This window comes from Bradyrhizobium sp. JHI2711 (assembly GCF_056156565.1).
On the sequence record NZ_JBPZPT010000001.1, the window covers coordinates 167,539 to 190,647 of the forward strand.

The following is a 23,109-nucleotide window of genomic DNA, read 5'->3' on the forward strand; positions in this document are numbered from 1 at the left end:
CCTGCCGCAAGGCAGATCTGAACCTGACTTGGGCAGCCGATTGATTTTGCGGGCCGAAGCAGCCAGAAGGGGCCATGTCCGAGATCTCCACCCGCGATGCGGCCCAAGGCGGCGCCAATGCCAGGGACGCTGCCCGTGACACTGCCCGAGAGAGCGCGCTCTCAGTGGCGGCGATCTCCTCGGAGCGCTCGGAGTCCGACGACAATGTCTGGACCCGACGGCTGGTGCTGTTCCTGCGGGTGATGGCGCTGCTCTCGATCCTGAAAGGCCTCTATCACTGGGCGCAGGTCACGGGCTTCGTCGGCGGCGAGGACGAGGCGTTCGAGAACCAGTCGATGGCCTGGCAGGCCGCGACGGTCTACTTCGCGGTGATCGAGCTCGTCGCCGCCGTCGGCCTCTGGCTGGCGACGCCCTGGGGCGCGGTGGTGTGGCTGACGACCGTGGTGTCGATGGCCGTGATCGAGCTGATGTTCCCGGGAATCTACGGCGGCAGCCTCGTCGTGGTCGGCGTCGAGGTCTTCATGCTGGCCGCTTATCTTGCGCTCGCCTGGATGGCCGCGCGCGAGCGGCCGCCGTAGCGCGCAGAGATTCACGCTCACGCTCTCGTGCCCCGGACGCAATGCAGCACGCCGAAGTTTGCGGCGTGATGCGTTGCAGAGCCGGGGCCCATCTTTCCGATATCTCGCTTTTGGCTTCTGGGATCCCGGGTCGGCGCGCCGCTTGCTGCGCTTGTCCGGGACAGGAGAATGTTGCGTTTGGTTGACCGCTGGTTGCCTAAAATTCGCGGTAAGTTTTCATTGACCAGCCGGTTCCGCCACAGCTCTTACGCGTGCGTTTCGAAACGGGGCGGGGCTGTTCTGGAATGCGACAACAGCGGCGGACGGAGGGTGAACAGGACCTTGCGAAGGTCAACAGAGGCTTTCAAAAAGTACTTGTGGCACAGGCTTAATGCGCAATTCACTGTCTTAAATTCATGATCTCTTTATTCTCTTATTTAAGCCGATCTTCAAACGCCCCTCTTAAGTTGCACCTATCAGACGGGACACAAGTTTCGTCGAATAAGTGTCGATAAAAACGACAACAGGGGAAGTGTCATGATGAAAGCCGTCGCAACTGCGGCAGATACCGCAGAGCGCGTCTCCGGCCAGCAGGGTTCGGTGCAGTCGCTCTATCTGGAAGCTTTGACTCTGGTGGAGCGGCTGCATCGCCGGCTCCTCGACGTGATCAAGGACGAATTCGATCGCCGCGGCCGCGCGGACATCAACTCGGTCCAGGCGCTCTTGCTCTACAACATCGGCGACAAGGAGCTGACCGCGGGCGAATTGCGCACGCGCGGTTACTATCTCGGCTCCAACGTCTCCTACAATCTGAAGAAGCTCGTCGAGCTCGGCTTCCTCGATCATCAGCGCTCGCGCGTCGATCGCCGCTCGGTGCGCATCCGCCTGACCCCGCAGGGCCAGGAAGTCCGCCGCATCGTCGATGCGCTCTACCAGAAGCACGTCAAGACGGTGGAGCAGGTCGGCGGCATCTCCGGCGACGAGTTTGCGAACCTCAACAAGTCGCTGCACCGCCTGGAGCGGTTCTGGACCGACCAGATCCTCTATCGCCTCTGAGTTCTAAAGGGATCTGGGCGAAGCCGGCCCGCAACAAGACCGGCAGCCCTCCCGAACGTGCCTGACTTCCCCAAGCGCGCTGGTCCGGAGTTGCCCCGGACCGGTGCGTTGATATTTTTTTGCACCTGCGAAAAAATCCCCCCGGCAGCCAGGAACCAGTTCCGGGCTCGGCGCTTATCTTCTTCGGATCGGAGAAACGGCGATGCTGGTCGAGCGCGGGCTTCGGGTGATGAACGTGGAACTCGTCAGCGAGGCCTACGCCATCGCCGCGAACTACCTTCGCCGCTCCGGCGCAATCCCGGACACTCTCGTCACCGACGACCGCCTGCTTCACCTGATCGTCAAGCTGCTCCAGCAGGGCGAATTCAACAAGATCAGGCTGGCCAACAGGGCGATCGCCCGGTTCCAGGCGCAGACCGAGGCCAGAGCGGTTGCCTGATCAAAACCCCCAAGATCCCGACCAACCAGAGGATGCCATGGAAGCTGCCATCGACCGCATCATGCAGACCTACGACCTGCTCGCCAACCGCACCGCGGCGGCCAGCGCCGAGGCGCGTGAAAAGGTCACGAACTACCTCAACATCCTGATGGAAGCCGGCGAGACCGACACCCATAGGTTGACGGTCTGCGGCCTGACCTATCTGCGCCAGCTCGACGGCAGCGTCGACCCCGTGAAGGCGGGGTATACCGGGCTGTAAAACGACGCCGGCTGCCCCGGCGGCAGCTGGCAAGAAATAAGGCCCAAAGCGGCCCCACCCGGATATTGACGGGGAGCGGATCTCGCAAGACCGCTCCCGGGCTGAAAACCTCCAATCCCACCATATCTTGCATAAATATCAGGCCCGACCCGCAAATGCTTGGCCGCGGTCGGCCGATGTGGTAGATCGCGCGTGCTTCCGACCGCCACACCAGACCCGCCCGTAGCCCGCCAAAAGGCTGCGGCGGTGGAGATATTCGCAAGATGACCGCACCCAAGTCCGCCTCCGCGCCCGATTCGTTTTTCACCGCCTCGCTCGAGCAGGCCGATCCGGAAATCGCTGCCGCCATCAAGGGTGAGCTCGGTCGGCAGCGCCACGAGGTCGAGTTGATCGCCTCCGAGAACATCGTCAGCCGGGCCGTGCTGGAAGCGCAGGGTTCGGTCATGACCAACAAATACGCGGAAGGTTATCCGGGCGCGCGCTATTACGGCGGTTGTGAGTGGGTCGACGTCGCCGAGAACCTTGCGATCGATCGTGCCAAGAAGCTGTTCGGCGCCAGCTTTGCGAACGTGCAGCCGAACTCCGGCAGCCAGATGAACCAGGCGGTGTTCCTGGCGCTGCTGCAGCCCGGCGATACCTTCATGGGCCTGGATCTCGCCGCCGGCGGCCATCTCACCCATGGCTCGCCCGTGAACATGAGCGGCAAGTGGTTCAAGGCCGCGCACTACACCGTGCGCCGCGAGGACCAGATCATCGACATGGATGCGGTGGCCAAGCAGGCCGAAGAGGTCAAGCCGAAGCTGATCATCGCCGGCGGCTCGGCCTATTCGCGCGCCTGGGACTTCAAGCGTTTCCGCGAGATCGCCGACAGCGTCGGCGCTTACCTGCTGGTCGACATGGCGCATTTCGCTGGGCTCGTCGCCGGCGGCGTGCATGCTTCCCCGGTGCCGTATGCGCACGTCACCACCACCACGACGCACAAGTCGCTGCGTGGTCCGCGCGGCGGCCTGATGCTGTGGAATGACGAGACGCTGACCAAGAAGCTCAACTCGGCGATCTTCCCGGGTCTGCAGGGCGGTCCTTTGATGCACGTGATTGCAGCCAAGGCGGTCGCCTTCGGCGAGGCGCTGCGTCCGGATTTCAAGGTCTACGCCAAGAACATCGTCGAGAACGCCAAGGCCTTGGCCGAGACGTTGAAGGGCCATGGTCTCGATATCGTCTCCGGCGGCACCGACAATCATCTGATGCTGGTCGATCTCCGGCCGAAGGGCCTGAAGGGCAACGTCTCGGAGAAGGCGCTGGTTCGCGCCGCCATCACCTGCAACAAGAACGGCATTCCGTTCGACCCGGAATCGCCCTTTGTGACCTCGGGCATTCGGCTCGGCACGCCGGCTGCGACCAGCCGCGGCTTCGGCGTGGCCGAATTCCAGCAGGTCGGCGGCATGATCGCCGAGGTCCTCAATGCGATCGCGCAATCCTCCGACGGCAAGGCGCCGCTGGTGGAGGCTGCGGTCAAGGAACGGGTCAAGGCGCTCACCGACCGGTTCCCGATCTACCAGTAAGGCGCCGCATGATCCGGAAAAGTGGGTACCGGTTTTCCGAAGAGATCATGCGAAAATAAAGGTCACACGGATGCGCTGCCCGAACTGCAACAGTCTCGATACGCAGGTAAAGGACTCGCGTCCGACCGAGGACTCGTCCGTGATCCGCAGGCGGCGCGTGTGCGTCGCCTGCAATTTCCGCTTCACCACCTTCGAGCGCGTACAGCTGCGCGAGCTCACGGTGATCAAACGCAACGGCCGCCGCGTGCCGTTCGATCGCGACAAGCTGATGCGCTCGGTGCAGATCTCACTTCGCAAGCGGCAGGTCGAGCCGGAGCGCGTCGAGAAGATGGTCTCCACCATCGTGCGCGAGCTCGAGACCGGAGGCGAGGCCGAGATCTCCTCGGAGGTGATCGGCGAGACCGTGATGGAGCATCTGCGCACGCTCGACGACGTCGCCTATGTGCGCTTTGCCTCGGTCTACCGCAATTTCCGCGAGGCCAAGGATTTCGCCGACGTGCTCGGCGAGCTCTCCGGCGAGGAGGAAGCGCGGCTCGCCGCGATCCGCAAATGATCTTCCGCATCCTGGAAGACCAGTTCGCGCAGAAGGCCCGCGAGGCCAAGGATGCTGATCGCCGTTTCATGGAGCTGGCGCTTGCGCTCGGTCGGCGCGGGCAGGGCCGGACCTGGCCCAATCCGGCCGTGGGCGCCGTCATCGTCAAGGACGGCGTCATCGTCGGCCGCGGCTGGACGCAAGCAGGCGGACGTCCGCACGGTGAGCCCGAGGCGTTGCGGCGGGCGGGCGAAGCAGCGCGGGGCGCCACGCTCTACGTCACGCTGGAGCCGTGCTCGCATTTCGGCAAGTCGCCGCCTTGCGCCGATGCTGTGATCGCCGCCGGCATCAAGCGCGTGGTGGCGGCGATCGAGGACCCCAATCCGGAAGTTGCGGGCCAGGGCCATGCGCGCCTGCGCGCCGCCGGCATCAATGTGGACGTCGGTCTGTGCGCGGCGGAGGCCGCGTTCGACCATGCCGGCCATTTCCGCCGCATCCGGGACCAGCGTCCTCATGTGATCCTGAAGCTCGCGGTCTCGCCTGACGGCAAGATCGGTGCGGCCGGCGGCAAGCCCCTTGCGATCACGGGGGAGGCGGCACGCAACCGCGTGCATCTGCTCCGCGCGCAAAGCGATGCCATCCTGGTCGGCATCGGCACGGTGCTGGCGGATGATCCGCAGCTCAACTGCCGCCTGCCGGGCATGGCGGCGCGCTCGCCGGTGCGTGTGGTGCTCGACCGGAGCCTGCGCATTCCCGCATCGAGCCAGCTGGTTCGGTCCGCGCGCGAGACGCCGCTTTGGGTGATCGCGTCTGAGCTTGCGGAAGCGGCCGCCGCGACGCGCCTTGGCGCGGCCGGTGCGCAAATCATGCGCATGCCTCCGGGGAGTGCATCCGGGCTCGATCTTTCGGCCGTGCTGCATGCGCTGGCGGACAAGGGCATCACACGGCTGATGGTCGAGGGCGGCAGCCGCGTTGCGGCATCGTTCGTCGCGGCCGATCTCGTCGACGAGGTCTGGCTGTTCCGCGGAGCGGAAGCGGTCGGCGAAGGCGGCGTCGATGCGCTCGATGCATTGCCCCTGTCGAAAATCACGCAGTCGCCGGCCTACAAGGTTCATGCTAGCGAGACCTGCGGCAAGGATACTCTCACCATCTACGAGCGCGCGTAATGTTCACCGGCATTGTCACCGATATCGGCGAGATCGTCAGCTTCACGCCAACGGCGCCGGGGCAGCTGCACCGGCTGCGGATCGCCTGCCGCTACGATCAGAGCACGATTGCGGACGGCGCCTCGATCGCCTGCAACGGCGTCTGCCTGACCGTGGTTGCCTCGGGCATCGCAGACGGCAGAACGTGGTTCGACGTCGATACCGCGGCCGAGACGCTGGCGCTGACGACGGCCAAGCACTGGAAGGTCGGCACCAGGCTCAACCTCGAGCGCGCGCTGAAGATCGGCGATGAGCTCGGCGGCCATATCGTCGCCGGCCACGCCGATGGCATTGCAACCATCGTCAGCCGGGAGGACTTGCCGGATATGGCGCGTTTCGTGCTCTCGACGACGCGGGAGCTGGCCCGGTTCATCGCCACCAAGGGCTCGATCACGCTCGACGGCGTCTCGCTGACGATCAATACGGTTGCAGACGTGACCTTTTCGGTGCTGATCATTCCGCACACGCTTGATGTTACGACGATCGGCAGCTGGAAGGCGGGGGATGAGGTTAATATCGAGGTCGACCTGATGGCCCGCTACGCGGCGCGGCTGACGGAAATGACGGTCTCTTAGAACTTGGCTTACATGCTTCCGGCGACTACATAGCGCCGACCCCTTTCGAAACGGATTGAACGATGGCAGACGCGCGGCGCGCACCCCTGAAGGACCAGACCGACGTTTCCGGCGCGCGCGCGCTGATTGTCGAGGCGCGGTTCTATGACGATCTCCAGGATGCGCTGCTGGACGGCGCGGTGGCCGAGCTGAAGGCGGCCGGCCTGACCCACGACGTCATTACGGTTCCCGGTGCGCTGGAGATCCCCGCGGCAGTCGCCATCGCGGTCGATGCCGCGGCGGCGAACGGCAGGCCCTATGATGCGGTGATCGCGCTCGGCTGCGTGATCCGCGGCGACACCATTCATTTCGAGATCGTCTCGCAGGAATCCTCGCGCGCGCTGATGGACCTCGCCGTGGCGCGGAAGCTGCCGCTCGGCAACGGCATCCTCACCGTCAACACCGAGGCGCAGGCCTGGGCGCGGGCGCGTGCCAGCGAGCTCAACAAGGGCGGCGATGCCGCGCGCGCCGCGCTTGCGATGCTGCGCATTAAACGCCGCCTGGCGCGGGCCTGAAGCCATGGCCGATAACACCAAGAAGCCGACCGGCGTTGTCGAGAAGAAGGCGAACCGGCGCGGTGCGGCACGGCTCGCAGCCGTGCAGGCACTGTACCAGATGGACATCGCCGGTGCGGGCATCAACGACATCTTTGCCGAATTCGAAAGCCATTGGCTCGGCAACGAGGTCGAGGGCGAGACGTATCTGCCGGCGGAAGCCGCCTTTTTCCGCGACGTCGTCTCCGGCGTCGTCCGCGACCAGAAGAAGCTCGATCCTCTGATCGACGAGGCGCTGTCGAAGGGCTGGCCGCTCAAGCGGATCGAGGCGATCCTGCGGGCAGTGCTGCGGGCAGGAGCCTATGAGCTCCAGCATCGCAAGGACGTGCCGGGCCGGGTGGTGGTCTCCGAATATGTCGACGTCGCCAATGCTTTCGTCGACCGCGAGGAGACCGGCATGGTCAACGCCGTGCTCGACCAGATCGGCCGGCAGTTTCGCGGCGACGAGTTCGGGCGGGGGTAGTTTCCCGCGAGGGCGGTGAAGTGATGCGAGACGACTGCCCCATTCTCCGTCGTCATCACCCGCGAAGGCGGGTGATCCAGTACGCCGCGGCCTATCGGGCTAACACGACTGTCTCTCGAATACTGGATCGCCCGGTCAAGCCGGGCGATGACAGCGGTGGATGGGGCTGACGCCGATGGAAACCACACAAAATCCCTCCGGCGAAGACTCCCTCATCGCGCGCTATTTCAAACCGCTGGCGACCGATCCCGGCGCGTTCGGGTTGGTCGACGACGCGGCGGTGCTGTCCTCGTCCGGCGAGGACATCGTCGTCTCCACCGACGCGGTGGTGGAGGGCGTGCATTATCTTGCCGGCGATCCGCCTGACAACATCGCGCGCAAGGCGCTGCGGGTGAACCTGTCCGATCTCGCGGCGAAAGGAGCGACGCCGGCAGGCTTCGTGCTGACGCTGGCGCTGCGCAGCAAGGAGGATGCCTGGCTGCGTCCCTTTGCGGACGCGCTGGGCGAGGATGCGAAGACCTTCGCTTGTCCTCTGCTCGGTGGCGACACGGTGTCGACGCCGGGCCCGCAGATGATCTCGATCACCGCCTTCGGCCGTGTGCCTCAGGGGCGGATGATCGGCCGCACCGGCGCAAGGCCGGGCGACCGCGTCCTGGTCACGGGCACGATCGGCGATGCCGCGCTTGGCCTCGACGTGCTCAAAGGCGGGGCTGCCGCCAGCGCGCTGACCTCCGATCCCGCGGCACGGGATTTTCTGGTCTCGCGCTATCGGGTGCCGCAGCCACGCAACGTGCTGGCGCCAGCCCTGCGCGATCATGCCACCGCGGCGATGGACGTCTCCGACGGCCTCGCCGGCGATCTAACCAAGCTCTGTGCCGCCTCCGGGGTCGCGGCTTCGGTCGACGTGACGAGCCTGCCACTCTCGGCCGCGGCAGCCGGCCTTCGCGCCCGCAACGTCGCGTCTGTCGAGACGCTGCTTGCCGGGGGCGACGACTACGAGGTGCTCTGCACCGTTCCGCCGGCACAATGCGAGACGCTGATTGCCGCGGGGCAGTCCCTCGGCGTTGCCGTGACTGCAATCGGTACCATCACGGAGGGGCAGAAGCCGCTGCGCTTCCTGGACGGGCAGGGCCAGGATCTGCTTTTGACGCGGCTGTCCTACAGCCACTTCTAGGAATTGCTCCAAACCGGCATCTGAGTTCTCAGCGCTTGGTCCTAAATACCTGCCAAGATCGGCCTTTTCGGGCTGATCCGGCGTTGCACCCTCAATGTGATTTTGGCAAGCTCGCGGCCGACTGGAGCCGTCCCTTAAGGGCAAGGGGGCGGCTTTGTTCAAAATCAAGGCGCTGCACCGCACGACGGACAACAAAAGGCGCCGGGGGTACATCAAGGATCTGAGGCAAACATCACATGACAGCATTATGGTTGATAGTGCTCTGCGGAGCGCTTTCCGTCGCCTACGCGATTTGGGCGACGTCTTCGGTCTTGGGCGCGGATGCGGGGTCGCCGCGCATGCAGGAGATCGCAGGGGCGGTGCGCGAAGGCGCACAAGCCTATCTCCGGCGGCAATACACCACGATCGGTATCGTCGGCATCGTCATCTTCGTGCTGCTTGCCTATTTCCTCGGGCTCTATGTCGCGATCGGTTTCGCCATCGGCGCGATCCTGTCCGGCGCTGCGGGCTTCATCGGCATGAACGTCTCGGTCCGCGCCAATGTGCGCACCGCCCAGGCCGCGACGACGTCGCTGGCCGGCGGCCTGGAGCTCGCCTTCAAGGCGGGCGCCATCACCGGCCTTCTGGTGGCGGGTCTGGCGCTGCTCGGCGTGACGCTCTATTTCGGCTTCCTGGTCCATTCGCTGAAGCTCGCGCCGGATAGCCGCGTCGTCGTCGACGCCCTGGTGGCGCTCGGCTTCGGCGCCTCGCTGATCTCGATCTTCGCCCGTCTCGGCGGCGGCATCTTCACCAAGGGTGCGGACGTCGGCGGCGACCTCGTCGGCAAGGTCGAGGCCGGCATTCCCGAGGATGACCCGCGCAACCCTGCGACCATCGCCGACAACGTCGGCGACAACGTCGGCGACTGCGCCGGCATGGCCGCCGACCTGTTCGAGACCTATGCGGTGACCGCGGTCGCCACCATGGTCCTGGCGGCGATCTTCTTCGCCAAGACGCCGATCCTCGCCAACATGATGACGCTGCCGCTCGCGATCGGCGGCATCTGCATCATCACCTCGATCATCGGCACCTTCTTCGTCAAGCTCGGGCCGAGCCAGTCGATCATGGGCGCGCTCTACAAGGGCCTGATCGCTACGGGCATCCTGTCGCTGATCGGCATCGCCCTGGTGATCTACTACCTGATCGGCTTCGGCAAGCTCGAGGGCGTCAACTACACCGGCCTGGCGCTGTTCGAGTGCGGCGTGGTCGGTCTCGTCGTCACCGCCCTGATCATCTGGATCACCGAATACTACACCGGGACCGACTATCGTCCGGTGAAGTCGATCGCCCAGTCCTCGGTCACCGGCCACGGCACCAACGTGATCCAGGGCCTCGCCATCTCGATGGAAGCGACCGCGTTGCCTGCGATCGTCATCATCGCCGGCATCCTGGTCACCTACAGCCTCGCCGGGCTGTTCGGCATCGCGATCGCGACCGCCACCATGCTGGCGCTGGCCGGCATGATCGTCGCCCTCGACGCCTTCGGCCCCGTCACCGACAATGCCGGCGGCATTGCCGAAATGGCGGGACTGCCGAAGGAGGTGCGCAAGTCGACCGACGCGCTCGACGCGGTCGGCAACACCACCAAGGCGGTCACCAAAGGCTACGCGATCGGCTCCGCTGGTCTCGGCGCCCTGGTGCTGTTCGCGGCCTACAACGAGGACCTCAAGTTCTTCGTGGCCCGCTCCGCGCAGCATCCCTACTTCGCCGGCGTCAATCCGGACTTCTCACTGAACAATCCCTACGTCGTGGTGGGCCTGCTGTTCGGCGGTCTGTTGCCGTACCTGTTCGGCGCGATGGGCATGACCGCGGTCGGCCGTGCGGCCGGTGCGATCGTCGAGGAGGTCCGTCGCCAATTCCGCGAGAAGCCGGGCATCATGCAGGGCACCGACAAGCCCGACTACGGCAAGGCGGTCGACCTGCTCACGCGCGCGGCAATCAAGGAGATGATCATCCCCTCGCTGCTGCCGGTGCTGTCGCCGATCGTCGTCTACTTCCTGATCTATGCGATCGCGGGCGGCGGCGCGGCCGGCAAGTCGGCGGCATTCTCGGCCGTCGGCGCCATGCTGCTCGGCGTCATCGTGACGGGCCTGTTCGTCGCGATCTCCATGACCTCGGGCGGCGGCGCCTGGGACAACGCCAAGAAGTACATCGAGGACGGTCATTTCGGCGGCAAGGGCTCTGATGCCCATAAGTCCGCGGTGACCGGCGATACCGTCGGCGATCCCTACAAGGACACGGCGGGACCTGCGGTGAACCCGATGATCAAGATCACCAATATCGTGGCCCTGCTGCTGCTGGCGATCCTGGCGCACTGAGCGGCGCTGACGCGACAAGAGAAAACCCCGCGGCGTGAGCCGCGGGGTTTTTGATTTGGCGATCCGACGCTCTCCCGACGTCATTGCGAGGAGCTCTTGCGACGAAGCAATCCAGCATCGTTCCGCAGAGACAGCCTGGATTGCTTCGCTTCTCTCGCAATGACGTGAGAGAGACCTACTGTACGTCCATCTGCAGGCCTTCCTTCTGGATGATGCCGGCGAACTTCTTCGTCTCGGCGTCCACGAAGGCGGCGAACTGCTCGGGCGTGCCGTAGTCGGCGCGGGCGCCCATGGCGGCGATCTGCTTCTTGACGTCCTCGCGCTCCAGCATCGCCTTGACCTGGAGATTGAGCGCGCCCAGCACCTCGGGCGAAGCGCCCTTCGGCAGGAAGACCGCGAACCAGGAGGACACGTCGAAATTCGCCAGCTCCGGCGCGCTCTCGCGCATGGTCGGCAGGTCTTTGGCGAGGTCGCTGCGCTCGGGCGTGGTGACGCAGAGACCGTTGAGCGTGCCGCTCTGCACCTGAGGCAGGGTCGGATAGAGATTGTCGAACAGGATCTGGATGTCGCCGGCAAGGGCGGCCTGGAGCGCGGGGCCGGCGCCGCGGAACGGGATGTGCGTCATCTTCAGGCCGGTGAGCTGGAGAAACCAGGCGCCGGTGAGGTGGGGGCTCTGGCCGACGCCGGAGGAGGCGTAGCTGAGCTTGTCCGGATTGGCCTTCAGATACGCGATCAGCTCGGGAATCGTTTTGATGCCGGTCTTCGGATGCGCCGAGACGATGTTCGGAATCCGGATCATGTTCGAGACCGGCTGAAGCTGGTCCGGCTTGTAGCTGAGGTTCTTGAAGATGCTGTAGGCGATCGCGTTCGGGCCGGGGTTGCCGACCAGGATGGTGTGACCATCCGGCTTGGCGCGCACGGCCTCGGCGGTGCCGATCGTGCCGCCGCCGCCGGAGCGGTTTTCCACCACAGTCGACTGACCCCAGGCGGTTTGCAGATGCGCGGCCAGGAGGCGGCCCATCACGTCCGTCGAGCCGCCGGCCGCGGCCGGCACGATGAGACGAACGTTTTCAGTGGGCTTCCAGTCGGCAAGGCTCGATCGCGGTAGAATCGCTGCGGCCGAAAGGCCGGCAGCACCGGCGAGCACACGACGGCGGGACAACAAAGGCTTATGCACGAATCCACTCCTGCTTTTTGCTTTGCGGGAACCGTAGGGAACGGCACGTGCGACCGCAAGTCGCGCGCGACGACAAGTGCCGCGCAGAGAGCGGCACGACGACGCAGGCGTAAGCCCATATACCTTGCGATGGAATTAAGCGGCTTCAGGAGCCTCGTTCGACGCGCATTTTCGACGCGAAGCGACAAGCCGCTTCGATCGAATCCTTCGACGGCCTCAGTTGAAGCTGAGCAGCTTGAACAGCGGGGTAAGGTAGCTCATCTCCTGACCCGACGTCGGCGTGGTGCGGCTGATGAAGTCGAAGATCTTGCCGTCCTGGAGACCGTAATTCGCAAGCCGGCGCACGCGCCGGGTCTTGTCGAAATAGACTGCGATGACACGCTGATCGACCACCTTCTGGTTCATGAAGGCGACCGGGCGCTCCGAGCGCTGCGAAATGTAGTAGAACACTTCACCGTCGAGGGTCGCGACCGTCGAAGGCGTGCCCATCACGATCAGCACCTGATCCTGGCTCGCGCCGATCGGAATCTGCTCGAGCGCGCCGGGCGGCAGGATGTAGCCTTTCTGGAACTGCTCGCCGGTGCAAGCTGCAAGGGCCACGCCGATCACGGCGGTGGCCGCGAGCATGCGCAGGCCGCGCCAACAGGCATGAAGGCCGCGCCGCATGTCCGCGCGCAGGCTGATCTGGTTCGTTATCGTCATAGCGGAACTGATTCCGTCCCCTTGCGTCGCGCGAGGCGCTGAAGTACCGGGCTGGGCGTCTGAATGCAACTCGCGCGCGCCCGCTTGCGGAAACCACAATGCTTTGGCCGTTCAATCACTTCAGGAAACCCCGGCGAACCCCGCCTGGCACCATTGAGGCCATCTATGGCATGATCGTGACGCAGGCGCGAGAACCCCTGTTTTACCGGGTCTTGGGTGTGCCCGATACGGTTAACGGGCGTTTCGACCTGTTGCTGCTGCATCTCTGGCTGCTGCTGCGCCGTCTGCGCGCGGTTCAGGGCGCCGCGGAGCTGTCGCAGGCGCTGTTCGACCGCTTCTGCGAGGACATGGACGACAATCTGCGCGAGATGGGGGTGGGCGACCAGACCGTGCCGAAGCGGATGCGGGCCTTCGGCGAGGCATTCTACGGCCGCGTCCAGGCCTACGACCAGGCGATGGAAGCCGGCGGCGAGGCGCTGGCAGCGGCGATCTGCAAGAATATCTTGAATGGGACCGGCTTCGACCAGGCGGAGCGGCTCGCGGCCTATGCGAGGGCCAGCGAGGCCGATCTTGGCCGGACCGACGAGGCCGCGCTGCTGCGCGCGTCCTTCAAGTTTCCCCGGGCGCTGTCAGAGGATGTCACGCCATGAGCCGACCAGATACCGAGCGCGATCCCTGGCGGGCGCCCGTCATCGTTGCGCAAATCCCGGACGGCGGGTTGCATCGCGAGCTCGAGGCCTCAGTGGCCGAGCGGCAGGCGATGGCGGAGGTCGCGGGCTTGCGCGAGATCCTGTCCGCCCATGCCAGCTTCGATATCGTGCCGAAAAGCGGGGGGCGGGTCCAGGTCACGGGCCTGGTTCGTGGCCGGATCGGCCAGACCTGCGTCGTCACGCTGGATCCGATCGAGAGCGAGATCGAGGAGGAGGTGGACCTGATGTTCGCCCCCGAGGCCGAGGCGCGCCGCCTGGCCGATCTGATCGAGGAGGGGCAGGACGACGAGGCGCCGCCCGAGGTTGCCGACCCGCCCGAGCCGATCACGGGCGGCATCATCGACCTCGGCCGGCTCGCCACCGACGTCCTGTTCCTGGCGATCGATCCCTATCCACGCAAGGAGGGGGCCGTGTTCGAGGCGGAGGTCACCGCTCCCGACCCCGAAGACCATCCCTTCGCCGTGCTGAAGGCATTGCAGGACAAGAAGAAGGGCCAATGAGGGGCATTTTGGCTCGCGGGCTGCCTTGGCAGGGGACGCGAGCCATTTGCCTCGATGGTTTGAGACAGCTGTTTATCTGTCTGATTTCAATGGATTTCTCGCGAAATCCGCGCCCGGCGGCCGGATTGCCCCGAATGCAAAAGGCTGGGGGCAAGAGGTTGTTTCGGGGGTACAAAACGCTATTGTCGCGCCCCGGTCCGGGTGCGGCGTGGCGCTTGGCCGGCCGCCGTCCCGGTGGCGAACCCATTTTGCGGCCCCGCTGATCCAAGACCGCACCAGACCAGGTTTCCAGGACTTACATGCCAAGCAAGGTTCGCATCGCGCTGGACGCCATGGGGGGCGATGTCGGCCCCGCCGTGGTCATTCCGGGCGCCGCCATCTCGCTTGGCCGGCATCGCGACACCGAGTTCCTGCTGGTCGGCGACCGCGCCAGGATCGAGCCCGAGCTCGACCAGCACCCGAAGCTGAAGGCCGCATCCAAGATCGTCCATACCGACGTCGCCGTCAGCATGAAGGACAAGCCGAGCCAGGCGCTGCGGCGCGGCCGCAAGACCTCCTCGATGTGGCTCGCGATCGACGCGGTCAAGAAGGGCGAGGCGGACGTCGCGATCTCCGCCGGCAACACCGGCGCGCTGATGGCGATGGCGCGCTTCCATCTGCGCACCCTGCCGGGCATCGACCGGCCGGCGATCTCGGCGATCTGGCCGACCCTGCGCGGGGAGTCCGTCGTGCTCGACCTCGGCGCCACCCTCGGCGGCGATGCCCACCATCTGGTGTCGATGGCGGTGATGGGCGCGGCCAAAGCGAGCGTGCTGTTCAACAAAACCCGGCCCACGGTCGGGCTGCTCAATATCGGCGCCGAGGAGATCAAGGGCCACGAGGAGATCCGCGAGGCCAGCGAGATCCTGCGGGCGCGGAACCTGCCGGAGCTCGACTATATCGGTTTCGTCGAGGGCGACGGCATTGGCAAGGGGCTCGCCGACGTGATCGTCACCGAAGGCTTCAGCGGCAACATCGCGCTGAAGGCGGCCGAGGGAACCGCACGGCAGATGGCGGAATTGCTTCGTCACGAGATGCAGCGGAGCTGGATGTCCAAGCTCGGCTACCTCTTCGCGCGCAGCGCCTTCAAGGCCCTGCGCGACAAAATGGACCCCAACAAGTCCAATGGTGGCGTGCTGCTGGGACTAAACGGGGTGGTGGTCAAGAGCCACGGCGGAACCAACGCCGAAGGCTTTGCCTATGCGATCGATGTTGGCTATGAGATGGCTCACTACGATCTCCTGAACAAGATCAATCAGATGCTCAACCGCGAGGGTGGTGCACTCAAATTCGTGCAGCCCGCGCCGGAGGATGTTTCGTGACTCAGATTCGTTCGGTCGTGCTCGGCTGCGGCTCTTACTTGCCGGAGCAGGTGGTGACCAACGCCCAATTGGCGGCGCGCATCGATACCTCCGACGAGTGGATCGTGCAGCGCACCGGCATTCGCGAGCGGCACATCGCGGCCGAGGGCGAGTTCACCTCGCACCTCGCCATCAAGGCGGCACAGGCGGCGCTCCGCGATGCCGGCGTTGACGCGCAATCGATCGAGCTGATCGTGCTGGCGACCTCGACGCCCGACAACACCTTCCCCGCGACCGCCGTCGCCGTGCAGCACGGCCTCGGCATCAATCATGGCGCGGCCTTCGATCTGCAGGCAGTGTGCTCGGGCTTCGTGTTCGCGCTCGCCACCGCCGACAATTTCCTGCGCACCGGGGCCTACAAGCGCGCGCTGGTGATCGGCGCGGAGACCTTCTCGCGCATCCTCGACTGGAACGATCGCGGCACCTGCGTGCTGTTCGGCGACGGCGCCGGCGCCGTGGTGCTGGAGGCGCAGGAGCAGCCCGGCAATGCCGCGACCGACCGCGGCATCGTGACCACGCATCTGCGCTCCGACGGCCGCCACAAGGCAAAGCTGTTCGTCGACGGCGGGCCGTCCTCGACCCAGACCGTCGGCCATCTGCGCATGGAGGGCCGCGAGGTCTTCAAGCACGCGGTCGGTATGATCACCGACGTGATCGTCGATGCTTTCAAGGCGACCGGGCTCGATGCCGACGGCATCGACTGGTTCGTGCCGCACCAGGCCAACAAGCGAATCATCGACGCTTCCGCGCACAAGCTGCACATCGCGCCGGAGAAGGTGGTGCTGACGGTGGACCGTCACGGCAACACCTCGGCGGCCTCGATCCCGCTGGCGCTCTCGGTGGCGCGCAAGGACGGCCGCATCAAGAAGGGCGACATGGTCCTGCTGGAGGCCATGGGTGGCGGCTTCACCTGGGGCTCCGCGCTGGTGCGCTGGTAAGCCACACCGATAAAATTTTGCCGGAATCCGCGCCGATTATCGCGACGTGTGCATTGATGTGCGGTGTTGACCGCCGTATCGTAAGCTCATAATTTCAGACAAGAATTGTTCGCCGTGAGGTGGGGCAGGGCGATGAGTGAGACCAGCAAAACCGTAACGCGTGTCGATCTGTGCGAAGCCGTCTACCAGAAGGTGGGCCTATCGCGCACGGAATCGTCTGCCTTCGTGGAACTCGTGCTGAAGGAGATCACCGACTGCCTGGAGAAGGGCGAGACGGTGAAATTGTCCTCGTTCGGCTCCTTCATGGTGCGCAAGAAGGGCCAGCGCATCGGCCGCAACCCGAAGACCGGCACCGAGGTGCCGATCTCGCCGCGCCGCGTCATGGTGTTCAAGCCGTCGGCGATCCTGAAGCAGCGGATCAACGCCCAGCACCGTACCAACGGTGACGCCACCCAGGCTCAAGAAGAGGCGTAACCGCCTTTCGGAAAGGACTGGCCTTTGGACAAGGCGCCGGATGCGTTCCGAACCATCAGCGAAGTAGCGCAGGAACTCGACATTCCGCAGCACGTGCTGCGGTTCTGGGAGACCCGCTTCTCCCAGATCAAGCCGATGAAGCGCAGCGGCGGCCGCCGCTATTATCGCCCCGACGACGTCGACCTGCTCAAAGGCATCCGCCGGCTGCTCTACGGCGAAGGCTATACCATCCGCGGGGTGCAGCGGATCCTGAAAGAGCACGGCGTCAAATCGGTGCAGGGCCTCGCCGACAGCGCGGCCGCGGTCTCCTTTGGCGCCATCGAGGACGCGATCGGCGCGAGCCTGATGGAGCCCGAGGACGAGGCCCCCATCAAGGGCATCACCGACACCGACGATGACGACTATCAGGGCGATGAAGAGGAAGGCATCGACTTCCGCTTCACCGAGGTCGACGACGAGGAGATCCTCACCACCTTCCGCAAAGGCGGCGCCGCCGTGCCCGCCGGCCCCAGCGCGCTCGACCGCGAGCGGCTGGAGCGGGTCCTCGGCGACCTCGTCGCCTGTCGCGAGATGCTGGATCAGGCCCTGAAGGAGGGCTAGGGCGGTCCCCGGCTTTGCGGGGCAGTTCCGGCCCCGCTTGGGCGGATACACCAAAATGCTGCGGCCTCGCCTTGCGCAAAGCGGCGATCCTAGCTAATGGAACGGCATTCGGAGCGTGGCGCAGCCCGGTTAGCGCACTAGTCTGGGAGACTAGGGGTCGGAGGTTCAAATCCTCTCGCTCCGACCATTTTTTCAACCTCTGTCGGGTGACCGTCGGCGTGGAGCGTGCTCCGGCCGCGACGATGCCTGTGGCCAGAAGCGGGGCCTGCGGTGGGCGGTACATCGAAACGACGAAAACAACCCCATGCACAGTAGCGATGTCATTGAGTCATATTGTTTTTCCGAATCGCCGCGTCGGACAGTGGTAGGAGCTGATCGTCCAGAGGACAATCACGGTCGAGCGGTCGGCTAGAGCCTCAACTCTTCACCATCCTCCTCGCAACTCCGAAACTGTTCGGGTCCGATAAGAGTTTCGATTCGCGGCATCAGGACGCTTCCATTCAGGCGAGGGCAACATGTTTCAGTTATCGTGGAGCGAGATCTTCGTCCCGACGCATTCCATCATGGAAATGATCGTGCGGGGCACCATCATGTATCTCGGCATCTTCACCCTGATGCGGTTCATTTTGAAGCGACAAACCGGCGGACTCAGCATTCCCGATTTGCTTCTCGTCGTCCTGTTGGCGGACGCGGCGCAGAATGGCATGGCGGGCGAATACCACTCGATCACAGAAGGTATCGTGCTCGTTGCCACCATCATTTTCTGGAATCTAGCCATCGACTGGGTCGGGTATCACGTGCCTTTCGTGGAGCGGCTTGCTCGGCCGGCGCCGCTCCTGCTCATCAAAAACGGGCAGGTCCTTCGCCGCCACATGCGGCAGGAGCTGGTGACGATGGATGAGTTGATGAGCAAGCTTCGCGAGGAGGGGATAGCGAGTCCCTCGGACGTCGTAGAGGCATATATCGAGGGCGACGGAAATATCAGCGTGAAGAAGAAGGAAGCCTGACGACCTTCGTCTGCCCGCCGACATGATCGGCGTTGCGGGACTACTTGTTATTCTGCGAGGCTTCCGCCGGCTTCCCCAAAAGGCACAAGCGCTGATACCTCAAATACCCCATCGCCATCCCGTTGAAGGCGGTGAGTACTCGAGGTCATATCCACAAACGCGTCGGGTTTTCAATGTCACGGCCGTTCAAAAGCCGCCCGCTACAACACCTCGGCACGAACCTGAGCTACGCCGCGATTCGTAATCCCCAAGCTGCGCGCGGCAGCGAGCGAGAGATCGAGGACGCGGCCACGAATGAACGGGCCTCTGTCGTTGATGGTGACGATGACGCTGCTTCCTCCATGGGTCACGCGGACCTTGGTGCCGAACGGCAGGCTGCGATGCGCCGCCGTGAGGTGATTCCGATTGAATGTCGAACCGCTCGCTGTCTTGCCTTTGGAATATGAATAATAGGAGGCCTTTCCCGAAAAGACTCGATTGAAAGATCGCATGCCCGAGCGATCAGCCGATGGCTCTTGTGCGGTTGGAGGTGGCGCCTCAATCTGATCCTTCTTCGGCTGTTCGGGTCCAGCAGGCGCCGGCTCTGCCTGAGCCTTCGGAATGATGGACCACCGGTCATGGAAATCCTGTGCTGCAGCGCCGTTCGCGTTCAATCCGATCCAAGCAGGGACTGTCGCAATCGCCGCCATTCTGACGAGAAGATGCATTGTCGACCTCGTGAACGATTGAAGATCAAGCCGACAATGCAAGCTCAGAGGTCGCGTTCCTCAAGACGCGCAAAACGGTGATGACATACCGACATCGCGGAGCAAGAGCGTGCCTGACTGAGATTGACCACGCTCCGGTTCTGCCCGGCCTCAAATAATAATGATTTAATTTGTCAAAATTAAATATGCATAAATATTTAAATTGGCGAGGCGAGTTACCGCGCGACGACTGACGCGGTCGCGTCCCGGCGGAGGATGAGTCGCGCAAATACGATCAGCTTTGGACGCGGGCAGTGCGATCGTCATCAGGCCAGATGCGAAGCTCAAGAAGCATCGTGCGGAGCTAGATCGCAAGTGCCCTGGCTTGTCGCCCACCCAGCTCAAATACCCCACCACCATCCTTGTCGTCTCGTCCACCAGCACCTTCACCATTTTCTCCGACAGCATCTCGGCTGCGTTCAGCGCCGTGTTGTGCGCGATGGCTTCGATCGTGCTCACGCACATGAACGCTGCGAGCGCGGGGTCGAGCTTGCGCATCTCCTTCCGGTGACGTTCGAGATAGGCGCGCACGAGGGCGTGGATTTCGTGGCTGTAGGCCTCGACCTCGGCGAGGTGGCCGGAGCGGGGGATCTGCTCGGCGAGGACGCGGTGCAGATTCGGGTCGATGGAATGGGCCTCGATCGCGATCTTGACGGCCGGCGCGGTTGTCAAACTTCCCTTAACGGCTGCTGCTGCGTACCCGTCCCGCAAGCGACCTGCGGCACCGTTCCGGCGGCGCGCACTACAAGATGCTCGAGGGGGCCGGTGCTTTCCGGCGCCCTCTTTCCATCCACCGGACTCTCATGTGAAGGTTTCTCTACTCGCTTTGACCAGGATCTGTAGTAGGCAACCGCCGTCATGATCGCGATTCCCGCAGCTCCGACGAGCAGTTGAGCGAGGATGCCGTTCCCTGCCAACTGCAGGATGAAGTACCCGATGAAGGCCAGGAGAATGCCCACACAGAACACTTCGAGGGACTGCTGGCCGCACTTTACCAGGGGTCGCAAGATGGTGGCTTGTAGCCCGCGCGCATCGATCGGTATGAACCGGGCACCAAGGATAATCAGTACCATCAAATGAAGATAGCGGTAGGGCGCCAGATTGGTCTTGTCGTTGGGATTGAAAAGCTCGAACAAGGCAGGCGCAAACAAGGCCCGGAGCTGAGGCTGGTGAGCAGCTAACGTCATGATCGCCGCAAAAATCAAATAGGCAACCGCAACAACCAGCACGAACCTGGACCGCAGCAAGAAATGCAGACGCCCCGCACCGGTCAACGCGAGCCATGCGCCCGTAACAAACAGAAGCTGCCACGCCAGCGGATTGAAGTACCAGCTTCCCGACGGATAGGAAGGCAGGTTCCAATGGAATTGCCGCGCAGCCAGATATAACAGCACCGACCCGATCATGGCGGCGTCGGGAAATCTCAACATCAACCAGAGGATCGGAGGAAACAGGCCCATCAAGACGACGTACAGCGGCAGCACGTCCAAATTCAGAGGCTTGTATCGCAGCAAAAGCCCCTGCGTCATCATCTCGATCGGCGCGCTGGTGACCGGTCCGGCGTTGAACAGATCGATCAGATCAGGCGCGTTGAACCTCTCCGACAGGAAATGGATGAAAGCCAGGTAGATCATGAATAGCACGATATGGGCGGTGTAGATTTGCCATACGCGCCTGAAGAGCCTGCTCGTTCCGAACACAAAGCCTCGCTCCATTTTTCGGGTATAAACGAGCGCCGAGGTGTAGCCGGAGATGAACACGAACAGGTCGGCCCCGTCGCTGAATCCATAATTTCGGAACGAACACCACACCAGCACTGTGCCGGGCACATGGCCGAGAAACATCGCCCAGTTGGCGAGGCCGCGAAACAGGTCGAGACGCAAATCACGTTGCGGTGGTGGCAGCGCAAGCGCGAGCTTCATTCTGCTTTCCGTCGTGTCACGATTCACGATCGATGTCCGCGCCCCGGCACTCCGCCGGGATCGCTCACGCTAGATGGCAGGCAATACAACACCCATACGACAATGTTGGCGCGCTGAGGCCGGCGGGATATTGACCTGAGTCAAGCGGCCCGCCGAGAGCCCCGGTACTATGCATGGTAACTTGGTCCCGAACAAACGCGGTGCGCTTTGTGTCATCGGGCCTGGCGAAGTGGGCGCTTCCTCGATCCGTCGTGTTCGGACATTACGGTGACAGTGCTGGACTGCATTCTGGCGCGCCTCTCAGGGCGCAGGACGCTGCCTCATCCAAATGGGCGCGCTGTCGCCGATTTCCGTAATCTCAGGCTCCGCTACCTCAAATACCCCACCACCATCCGCGTCGTCTCGTCCACCAGCACCTTCACCATCTTCTCCGACAGCATCTCTCCGTTCAGCACGGTGTTGTGCGCGATGGCTTCGATCGCGCTCACGCACATGAATGCTGCGAGCGCGGGATCGATCTTGCGCATCTCCTTGCGGTGGCGTTCGAGATAGGTGCGCACGAGGGCGTGGATTTCGTGGCTGTAGGCTTCGACTTCCGCGAGGTGACCGGAGCGGGGGATCTGCTCGGCGAGGACGCGATGCAGGTTCGGGTCGATGTGATGGGCCTCGATCGCGACGGTGACGAGGCGGTGCACGGCCATCTCGATCGGCAGGTCGGCGACCTCCGCGAAGGCGGCGCGGACGACATTCATGATCGCATCATTGTGGCGATCGATCACGGCGGCGACGAGGGCCTCCTTGCTGGGAAAATATTGGTAGAGCGAGCCGACGCTGACGCCGGCGATCTCGGCGATGCGGTTGGTACTGGCCTTCTCGAAGCCTTCCTTGACCAGAATGCGAGCAGTTGCCTCGACCAGCGCGTCGACGGTGGCACGGGATCGCTCCTGCGAGGCATTTTTCCGGGGTGTTGTGGACGGTTTGCGGGCCACGGACTTGTGATCTGAATGCGAGTAGGAAAAGCGAGTGAATGCTCGCATTATATCGACCAATGGCGGCGGGTCGGCAACCCTCTTCGTCGCCGGGTCGAAACAGCCGGATGGGGATGTGGCGATGAGCGTTGCGAGACTTGTATCGGCCTTCCAATTCTGTCCGGGCGGCTGCGTATTCGGCGCGCGGGCGCCGCGCGATCCAGCACCAAGCCTGCAAAGCCGGGCCCTCAACCTGCTGCTGCGGCAGCTTCCCTACAAGCAGCAGCTTGCATCCGCCGAGGCGGTGCTGGCGCGTGTGCAGAAGCTGGCGCTGGCGCCGGCCTCTCACGAGCCGGTCGGGGTCGGCAACGTCGAGGTGACGCTGACCAAGATGGGCGGCTGGCCGGTCTACTACACCGAGCCGGCGTCAGGCCACGAGGGCTGCAACTACGTCATGTTCCTGCATGGCGGCGGCTACATCAACGAGATCGCGCCGGCGCATTGGCGCTTCATCGGTGAGATGACGCGCAAGGCGCGAATCTGCTGCGTCGTGCCGATCTACCCGCTGGCGCCGCGGGCGACCGCCAAGGACGTCGTGCCGGCGACGGCCGAGCTGCTGCGCATGCTGCTGGAAGACGCTGGCGATGCAAAAGTGACGGTCGTCGGCAATTCGGCCGGCGCTGGGCTTGCGCTCGCCGCCTGCCAATGGCTGCGCGATCGCGGTCATCGGCAGCCGAGCCGGTTGCTGCTGATCTCGCCCGCGGCCGATGCCTCGGTCGGCCGTCCGGAGCAGGTTGCGATCGCGGCGCGCGATCCGATCCAGGATATTCCGGGCATCGTCGAGGCCGCGCGGCTCTATGCCGGCGAGCTCGAAGTCGGCCATCCCTTCGTCAGCCCGCTCAACGGCAGTTTCCGCGGGCTCGCGCCGATGACGATTTTTTCGGGCACGCGCGATCTTCTGTATCCAGACAGCGTCGACCTTGCCGCAAGAGCGAGGGCGGTGGGCGTGCCGATCGAGCTGCATCTATTGCGCGAGCAACCGCACAACTTCGCGCTGATGCCGACGCCGGAAGGACGGCGGGCACGCGCGATCATCTTGCGTGAAGTGGCTTAGAGGGAGGGCGTGATCATTGTCACAGAGCGCCTGCCGTGATCGGTCTGGCGCTGGCAGTGTCCGCACGCAGGGATAAGCG

Annotated in this window: 26 protein-coding genes and 1 tRNA gene; 21 read left to right on the plus strand and 6 right to left on the minus strand. The window is 64.1% G+C overall.

What is annotated here, in order from left to right; translation table 11 throughout:
• The first annotated feature begins 74 nt into the window (after positions 1 to 74).
• The 12 genes from ACTEK7_RS00815 (at position 75) to ACTEK7_RS00870 (ending at position 10,772) form a co-directional block, all read left to right on the plus strand.
• Positions 75 to 578 (plus strand): DUF6163 family protein, encoded by a 504-nt coding sequence (locus ACTEK7_RS00815; RefSeq protein ID WP_025036697.1) that lies wholly within the window; start codon positions 75 to 77, stop codon positions 576 to 578.
• Between the two features lie 516 nt (positions 579 to 1,094).
• Positions 1,095 to 1,613: a transcriptional regulator LdtR gene (gene ldtR / locus ACTEK7_RS00820; RefSeq protein WP_036025481.1), complete on the plus strand. Its 519-nt coding sequence runs from the start codon at positions 1,095 to 1,097 to the stop codon at positions 1,611 to 1,613.
• 202 nt (positions 1,614 to 1,815) lie between these two features.
• Positions 1,816 to 2,052, plus strand: coding sequence for a hypothetical protein (locus ACTEK7_RS00825; protein WP_036010478.1), 237 nt, complete (start codon positions 1,816 to 1,818; stop codon positions 2,050 to 2,052).
• A gap of 37 nt (positions 2,053 to 2,089) precedes the next feature.
• Positions 2,090 to 2,311 carry a hypothetical protein gene (locus tag ACTEK7_RS00830; RefSeq protein WP_025036694.1) on the plus strand — a complete coding sequence of 74 codons (222 nt, stop codon included), beginning with the start codon at positions 2,090 to 2,092 and terminating at the stop codon, positions 2,309 to 2,311.
• A 263-nt stretch (positions 2,312 to 2,574) separates the two neighbouring features.
• Positions 2,575 to 3,873, plus strand: a complete 1,299-nt coding sequence (gene glyA / locus ACTEK7_RS00835; protein WP_036025480.1) for a serine hydroxymethyltransferase — start codon at positions 2,575 to 2,577, stop codon at positions 3,871 to 3,873.
• Between the two features lie 70 nt (positions 3,874 to 3,943).
• A complete protein-coding gene (gene nrdR, locus ACTEK7_RS00840; protein ID WP_011087793.1) occupies positions 3,944 to 4,426 on the plus strand; it encodes a transcriptional regulator NrdR in 483 nt (160 codons plus the stop codon).
• Positions 4,423 to 5,571 (plus strand): bifunctional diaminohydroxyphosphoribosylaminopyrimidine deaminase/5-amino-6-(5-phosphoribosylamino)uracil reductase RibD, encoded by a 1,149-nt coding sequence (gene ribD, locus ACTEK7_RS00845; RefSeq protein WP_225147202.1) that lies wholly within the window; start codon positions 4,423 to 4,425, stop codon positions 5,569 to 5,571. Before nrdR ends, ribD begins: the two co-directional genes overlap by 4 nt.
• A complete protein-coding gene (locus ACTEK7_RS00850; RefSeq protein WP_225147201.1) occupies positions 5,571 to 6,185 on the plus strand; it encodes a riboflavin synthase in 615 nt (204 codons plus the stop codon). Before ribD ends, ACTEK7_RS00850 begins: the two co-directional genes overlap by 1 nt.
• Positions 6,186 to 6,247: 62 nt before the next feature.
• On the plus strand, positions 6,248 to 6,739 hold the full coding sequence (gene ribH / locus ACTEK7_RS00855) for a 6,7-dimethyl-8-ribityllumazine synthase (RefSeq protein WP_225147200.1): 492 nt from the start codon (positions 6,248 to 6,250) through the stop codon (positions 6,737 to 6,739).
• Positions 6,740 to 6,743: 4 nt separating this feature from the next.
• Positions 6,744 to 7,241 (plus strand): transcription antitermination factor NusB, encoded by a 498-nt coding sequence (gene nusB / locus ACTEK7_RS00860; protein ID WP_036010453.1) that lies wholly within the window; start codon positions 6,744 to 6,746, stop codon positions 7,239 to 7,241.
• Positions 7,242 to 7,416: 175 nt separating this feature from the next.
• Entirely contained in the window at positions 7,417 to 8,415 is a 999-nt protein-coding gene (thiL, locus tag ACTEK7_RS00865; protein ID WP_225147199.1) for a thiamine-phosphate kinase, read from the plus strand.
• A 236-nt stretch (positions 8,416 to 8,651) separates the two neighbouring features.
• Complete coding sequence (locus ACTEK7_RS00870) at positions 8,652 to 10,772, plus strand: sodium-translocating pyrophosphatase (protein ID WP_109143543.1); 2,121 nt, start codon at positions 8,652 to 8,654, stop codon at positions 10,770 to 10,772.
• A 175-nt stretch (positions 10,773 to 10,947) separates the two neighbouring features.
• Here ACTEK7_RS00870 and ACTEK7_RS00875 read toward each other — a convergent pair whose 3' ends face one another.
• Both ACTEK7_RS00875 and ACTEK7_RS00880 read right to left on the minus strand, forming a co-directional pair.
• Complete coding sequence (locus tag ACTEK7_RS00875; protein ID WP_036010447.1) at positions 10,948 to 11,949, minus strand: Bug family tripartite tricarboxylate transporter substrate binding protein; 1,002 nt, start codon at positions 11,947 to 11,949, stop codon at positions 10,948 to 10,950.
• Positions 11,950 to 12,165: 216 nt separating this feature from the next.
• Complete coding sequence (locus ACTEK7_RS00880) at positions 12,166 to 12,651, minus strand: outer membrane protein assembly factor BamE (RefSeq protein ID WP_225147198.1); 486 nt, start codon at positions 12,649 to 12,651, stop codon at positions 12,166 to 12,168.
• A gap of 98 nt (positions 12,652 to 12,749) precedes the next feature.
• Between ACTEK7_RS00880 and ACTEK7_RS00885 the strand changes: the two genes are divergently transcribed.
• The 8 genes from ACTEK7_RS00885 to ACTEK7_RS00920 all read left to right on the plus strand — a co-directional run bounded on the left by ACTEK7_RS00885 (position 12,750) and on the right by ACTEK7_RS00920 (position 18,280).
• A complete protein-coding gene (locus ACTEK7_RS00885) occupies positions 12,750 to 13,301 on the plus strand; it encodes a ubiquinol-cytochrome C chaperone family protein (protein WP_036025467.1) in 552 nt (183 codons plus the stop codon).
• Positions 13,298 to 13,861 (plus strand): YceD family protein, encoded by a 564-nt coding sequence (locus ACTEK7_RS00890; protein WP_225147197.1) that lies wholly within the window; start codon positions 13,298 to 13,300, stop codon positions 13,859 to 13,861. Before ACTEK7_RS00885 ends, ACTEK7_RS00890 begins: the two co-directional genes overlap by 4 nt.
• A gap of 299 nt (positions 13,862 to 14,160) precedes the next feature.
• Positions 14,161 to 15,222 (plus strand): phosphate acyltransferase PlsX, encoded by a 1,062-nt coding sequence (gene plsX / locus ACTEK7_RS00895; RefSeq protein WP_057029741.1) that lies wholly within the window; start codon positions 14,161 to 14,163, stop codon positions 15,220 to 15,222.
• Positions 15,219 to 16,199 (plus strand): beta-ketoacyl-ACP synthase III, encoded by a 981-nt coding sequence (locus tag ACTEK7_RS00900; RefSeq protein WP_036010434.1) that lies wholly within the window; start codon positions 15,219 to 15,221, stop codon positions 16,197 to 16,199. The genes plsX and ACTEK7_RS00900 overlap by 4 nt, the downstream gene beginning before the upstream one ends.
• 132 nt (positions 16,200 to 16,331) lie before the next feature.
• Entirely contained in the window at positions 16,332 to 16,673 is a 342-nt protein-coding gene (locus ACTEK7_RS00905; protein WP_036010431.1) for an integration host factor subunit alpha, read from the plus strand.
• 24 nt (positions 16,674 to 16,697) lie between these two features.
• Complete coding sequence (locus tag ACTEK7_RS00910) at positions 16,698 to 17,273, plus strand: MerR family transcriptional regulator (RefSeq protein WP_057029740.1); 576 nt, start codon at positions 16,698 to 16,700, stop codon at positions 17,271 to 17,273.
• A gap of 109 nt (positions 17,274 to 17,382) precedes the next feature.
• Positions 17,383 to 17,460 (plus strand) — tRNA-Pro (locus tag ACTEK7_RS00915).
• Between the two features lie 328 nt (positions 17,461 to 17,788).
• Positions 17,789 to 18,280, plus strand: a complete 492-nt coding sequence (locus tag ACTEK7_RS00920; RefSeq protein WP_036010407.1) for a DUF421 domain-containing protein — start codon at positions 17,789 to 17,791, stop codon at positions 18,278 to 18,280.
• A 200-nt stretch (positions 18,281 to 18,480) separates the two neighbouring features.
• On the opposite strand, the gene ACTEK7_RS00925 is transcribed toward ACTEK7_RS00920, so the two are convergent.
• The 4 genes from ACTEK7_RS00925 to ACTEK7_RS00940 all read right to left on the minus strand — a co-directional run bounded on the left by ACTEK7_RS00925 (position 18,481) and on the right by ACTEK7_RS00940 (position 21,937).
• On the minus strand, positions 18,481 to 18,987 hold the full coding sequence (locus ACTEK7_RS00925) for a septal ring lytic transglycosylase RlpA family protein (protein ID WP_036010404.1): 507 nt from the start codon (positions 18,985 to 18,987) through the stop codon (positions 18,481 to 18,483).
• Positions 18,988 to 19,152: 165 nt separating this feature from the next.
• Positions 19,153 to 19,698: a hypothetical protein gene (locus ACTEK7_RS00930; protein ID WP_225125132.1), complete on the minus strand. Its 546-nt coding sequence runs from the start codon at positions 19,696 to 19,698 to the stop codon at positions 19,153 to 19,155.
• Entirely contained in the window at positions 19,695 to 20,948 is a 1,254-nt protein-coding gene (locus ACTEK7_RS00935) for an OpgC domain-containing protein (RefSeq protein WP_063822468.1), read from the minus strand. The genes ACTEK7_RS00930 and ACTEK7_RS00935 overlap by 4 nt, the downstream gene beginning before the upstream one ends.
• Before the next feature lie 368 nt (positions 20,949 to 21,316).
• Entirely contained in the window at positions 21,317 to 21,937 is a 621-nt protein-coding gene (locus tag ACTEK7_RS00940) for a TetR/AcrR family transcriptional regulator (RefSeq protein WP_036010401.1), read from the minus strand.
• Positions 21,938 to 22,058: 121 nt separating this feature from the next.
• Here ACTEK7_RS00940 and ACTEK7_RS00945 point away from each other — a divergent pair, with 121 nt between their 5' ends.
• Positions 22,059 to 23,030 carry an alpha/beta fold hydrolase gene (locus ACTEK7_RS00945; RefSeq protein ID WP_083235130.1) on the plus strand — a complete coding sequence of 324 codons (972 nt, stop codon included), beginning with the start codon at positions 22,059 to 22,061 and terminating at the stop codon, positions 23,028 to 23,030.
• Positions 23,031 to 23,109: the final 79 nt, after the last annotated feature.

Excerpts from the sequence above, each read along its gene's own strand:
- ACTEK7_RS00815 (WP_025036697.1), top strand. The coding sequence starts at position 75 with ATGTCCGAGATCTCCACCCGCGATGCGGCCCAAGGCGGCGCCAATGCC.
- ldtR (WP_036025481.1), top strand. The coding sequence starts at position 1,095 with ATGATGAAAGCCGTCGCAACTGCGGCAGATACCGCAGAGCGCGTCTCC.
- ACTEK7_RS00825 (WP_036010478.1), top strand. The coding sequence starts at position 1,816 with ATGCTGGTCGAGCGCGGGCTTCGGGTGATGAACGTGGAACTCGTCAGC.
- ACTEK7_RS00830 (WP_025036694.1), top strand. The coding sequence starts at position 2,090 with ATGGAAGCTGCCATCGACCGCATCATGCAGACCTACGACCTGCTCGCC.
- glyA (WP_036025480.1), top strand. The coding sequence starts at position 2,575 with ATGACCGCACCCAAGTCCGCCTCCGCGCCCGATTCGTTTTTCACCGCC.
- nrdR (WP_011087793.1), top strand. The coding sequence starts at position 3,944 with ATGCGCTGCCCGAACTGCAACAGTCTCGATACGCAGGTAAAGGACTCG.
- ribD (WP_225147202.1), top strand. The coding sequence starts at position 4,423 with ATGATCTTCCGCATCCTGGAAGACCAGTTCGCGCAGAAGGCCCGCGAG.
- ACTEK7_RS00850 (WP_225147201.1), top strand. The coding sequence starts at position 5,571 with ATGTTCACCGGCATTGTCACCGATATCGGCGAGATCGTCAGCTTCACG.
- ribH (WP_225147200.1), top strand. The coding sequence starts at position 6,248 with ATGGCAGACGCGCGGCGCGCACCCCTGAAGGACCAGACCGACGTTTCC.
- nusB (WP_036010453.1), top strand. The coding sequence starts at position 6,744 with ATGGCCGATAACACCAAGAAGCCGACCGGCGTTGTCGAGAAGAAGGCG.
- thiL (WP_225147199.1), top strand. The coding sequence starts at position 7,417 with ATGGAAACCACACAAAATCCCTCCGGCGAAGACTCCCTCATCGCGCGC.
- ACTEK7_RS00870 (WP_109143543.1), top strand. The coding sequence starts at position 8,652 with ATGACAGCATTATGGTTGATAGTGCTCTGCGGAGCGCTTTCCGTCGCC.
- ACTEK7_RS00880 (WP_225147198.1), bottom strand. The coding sequence starts at position 12,651 with ATGACGATAACGAACCAGATCAGCCTGCGCGCGGACATGCGGCGCGGC.
- ACTEK7_RS00885 (WP_036025467.1), top strand. The coding sequence starts at position 12,750 with ATGCTTTGGCCGTTCAATCACTTCAGGAAACCCCGGCGAACCCCGCCT.
- ACTEK7_RS00890 (WP_225147197.1), top strand. The coding sequence starts at position 13,298 with ATGAGCCGACCAGATACCGAGCGCGATCCCTGGCGGGCGCCCGTCATC.
- plsX (WP_057029741.1), top strand. The coding sequence starts at position 14,161 with ATGCCAAGCAAGGTTCGCATCGCGCTGGACGCCATGGGGGGCGATGTC.
- ACTEK7_RS00905 (WP_036010431.1), top strand. The coding sequence starts at position 16,332 with ATGAGTGAGACCAGCAAAACCGTAACGCGTGTCGATCTGTGCGAAGCC.
- ACTEK7_RS00920 (WP_036010407.1), top strand. The coding sequence starts at position 17,789 with ATGTTTCAGTTATCGTGGAGCGAGATCTTCGTCCCGACGCATTCCATC.
- ACTEK7_RS00925 (WP_036010404.1), bottom strand. The coding sequence starts at position 18,987 with ATGCATCTTCTCGTCAGAATGGCGGCGATTGCGACAGTCCCTGCTTGG.
- ACTEK7_RS00935 (WP_063822468.1), bottom strand. The coding sequence starts at position 20,948 with ATGAAGCTCGCGCTTGCGCTGCCACCACCGCAACGTGATTTGCGTCTC.
- ACTEK7_RS00945 (WP_083235130.1), top strand. The coding sequence starts at position 22,059 with ATGAGCGTTGCGAGACTTGTATCGGCCTTCCAATTCTGTCCGGGCGGC.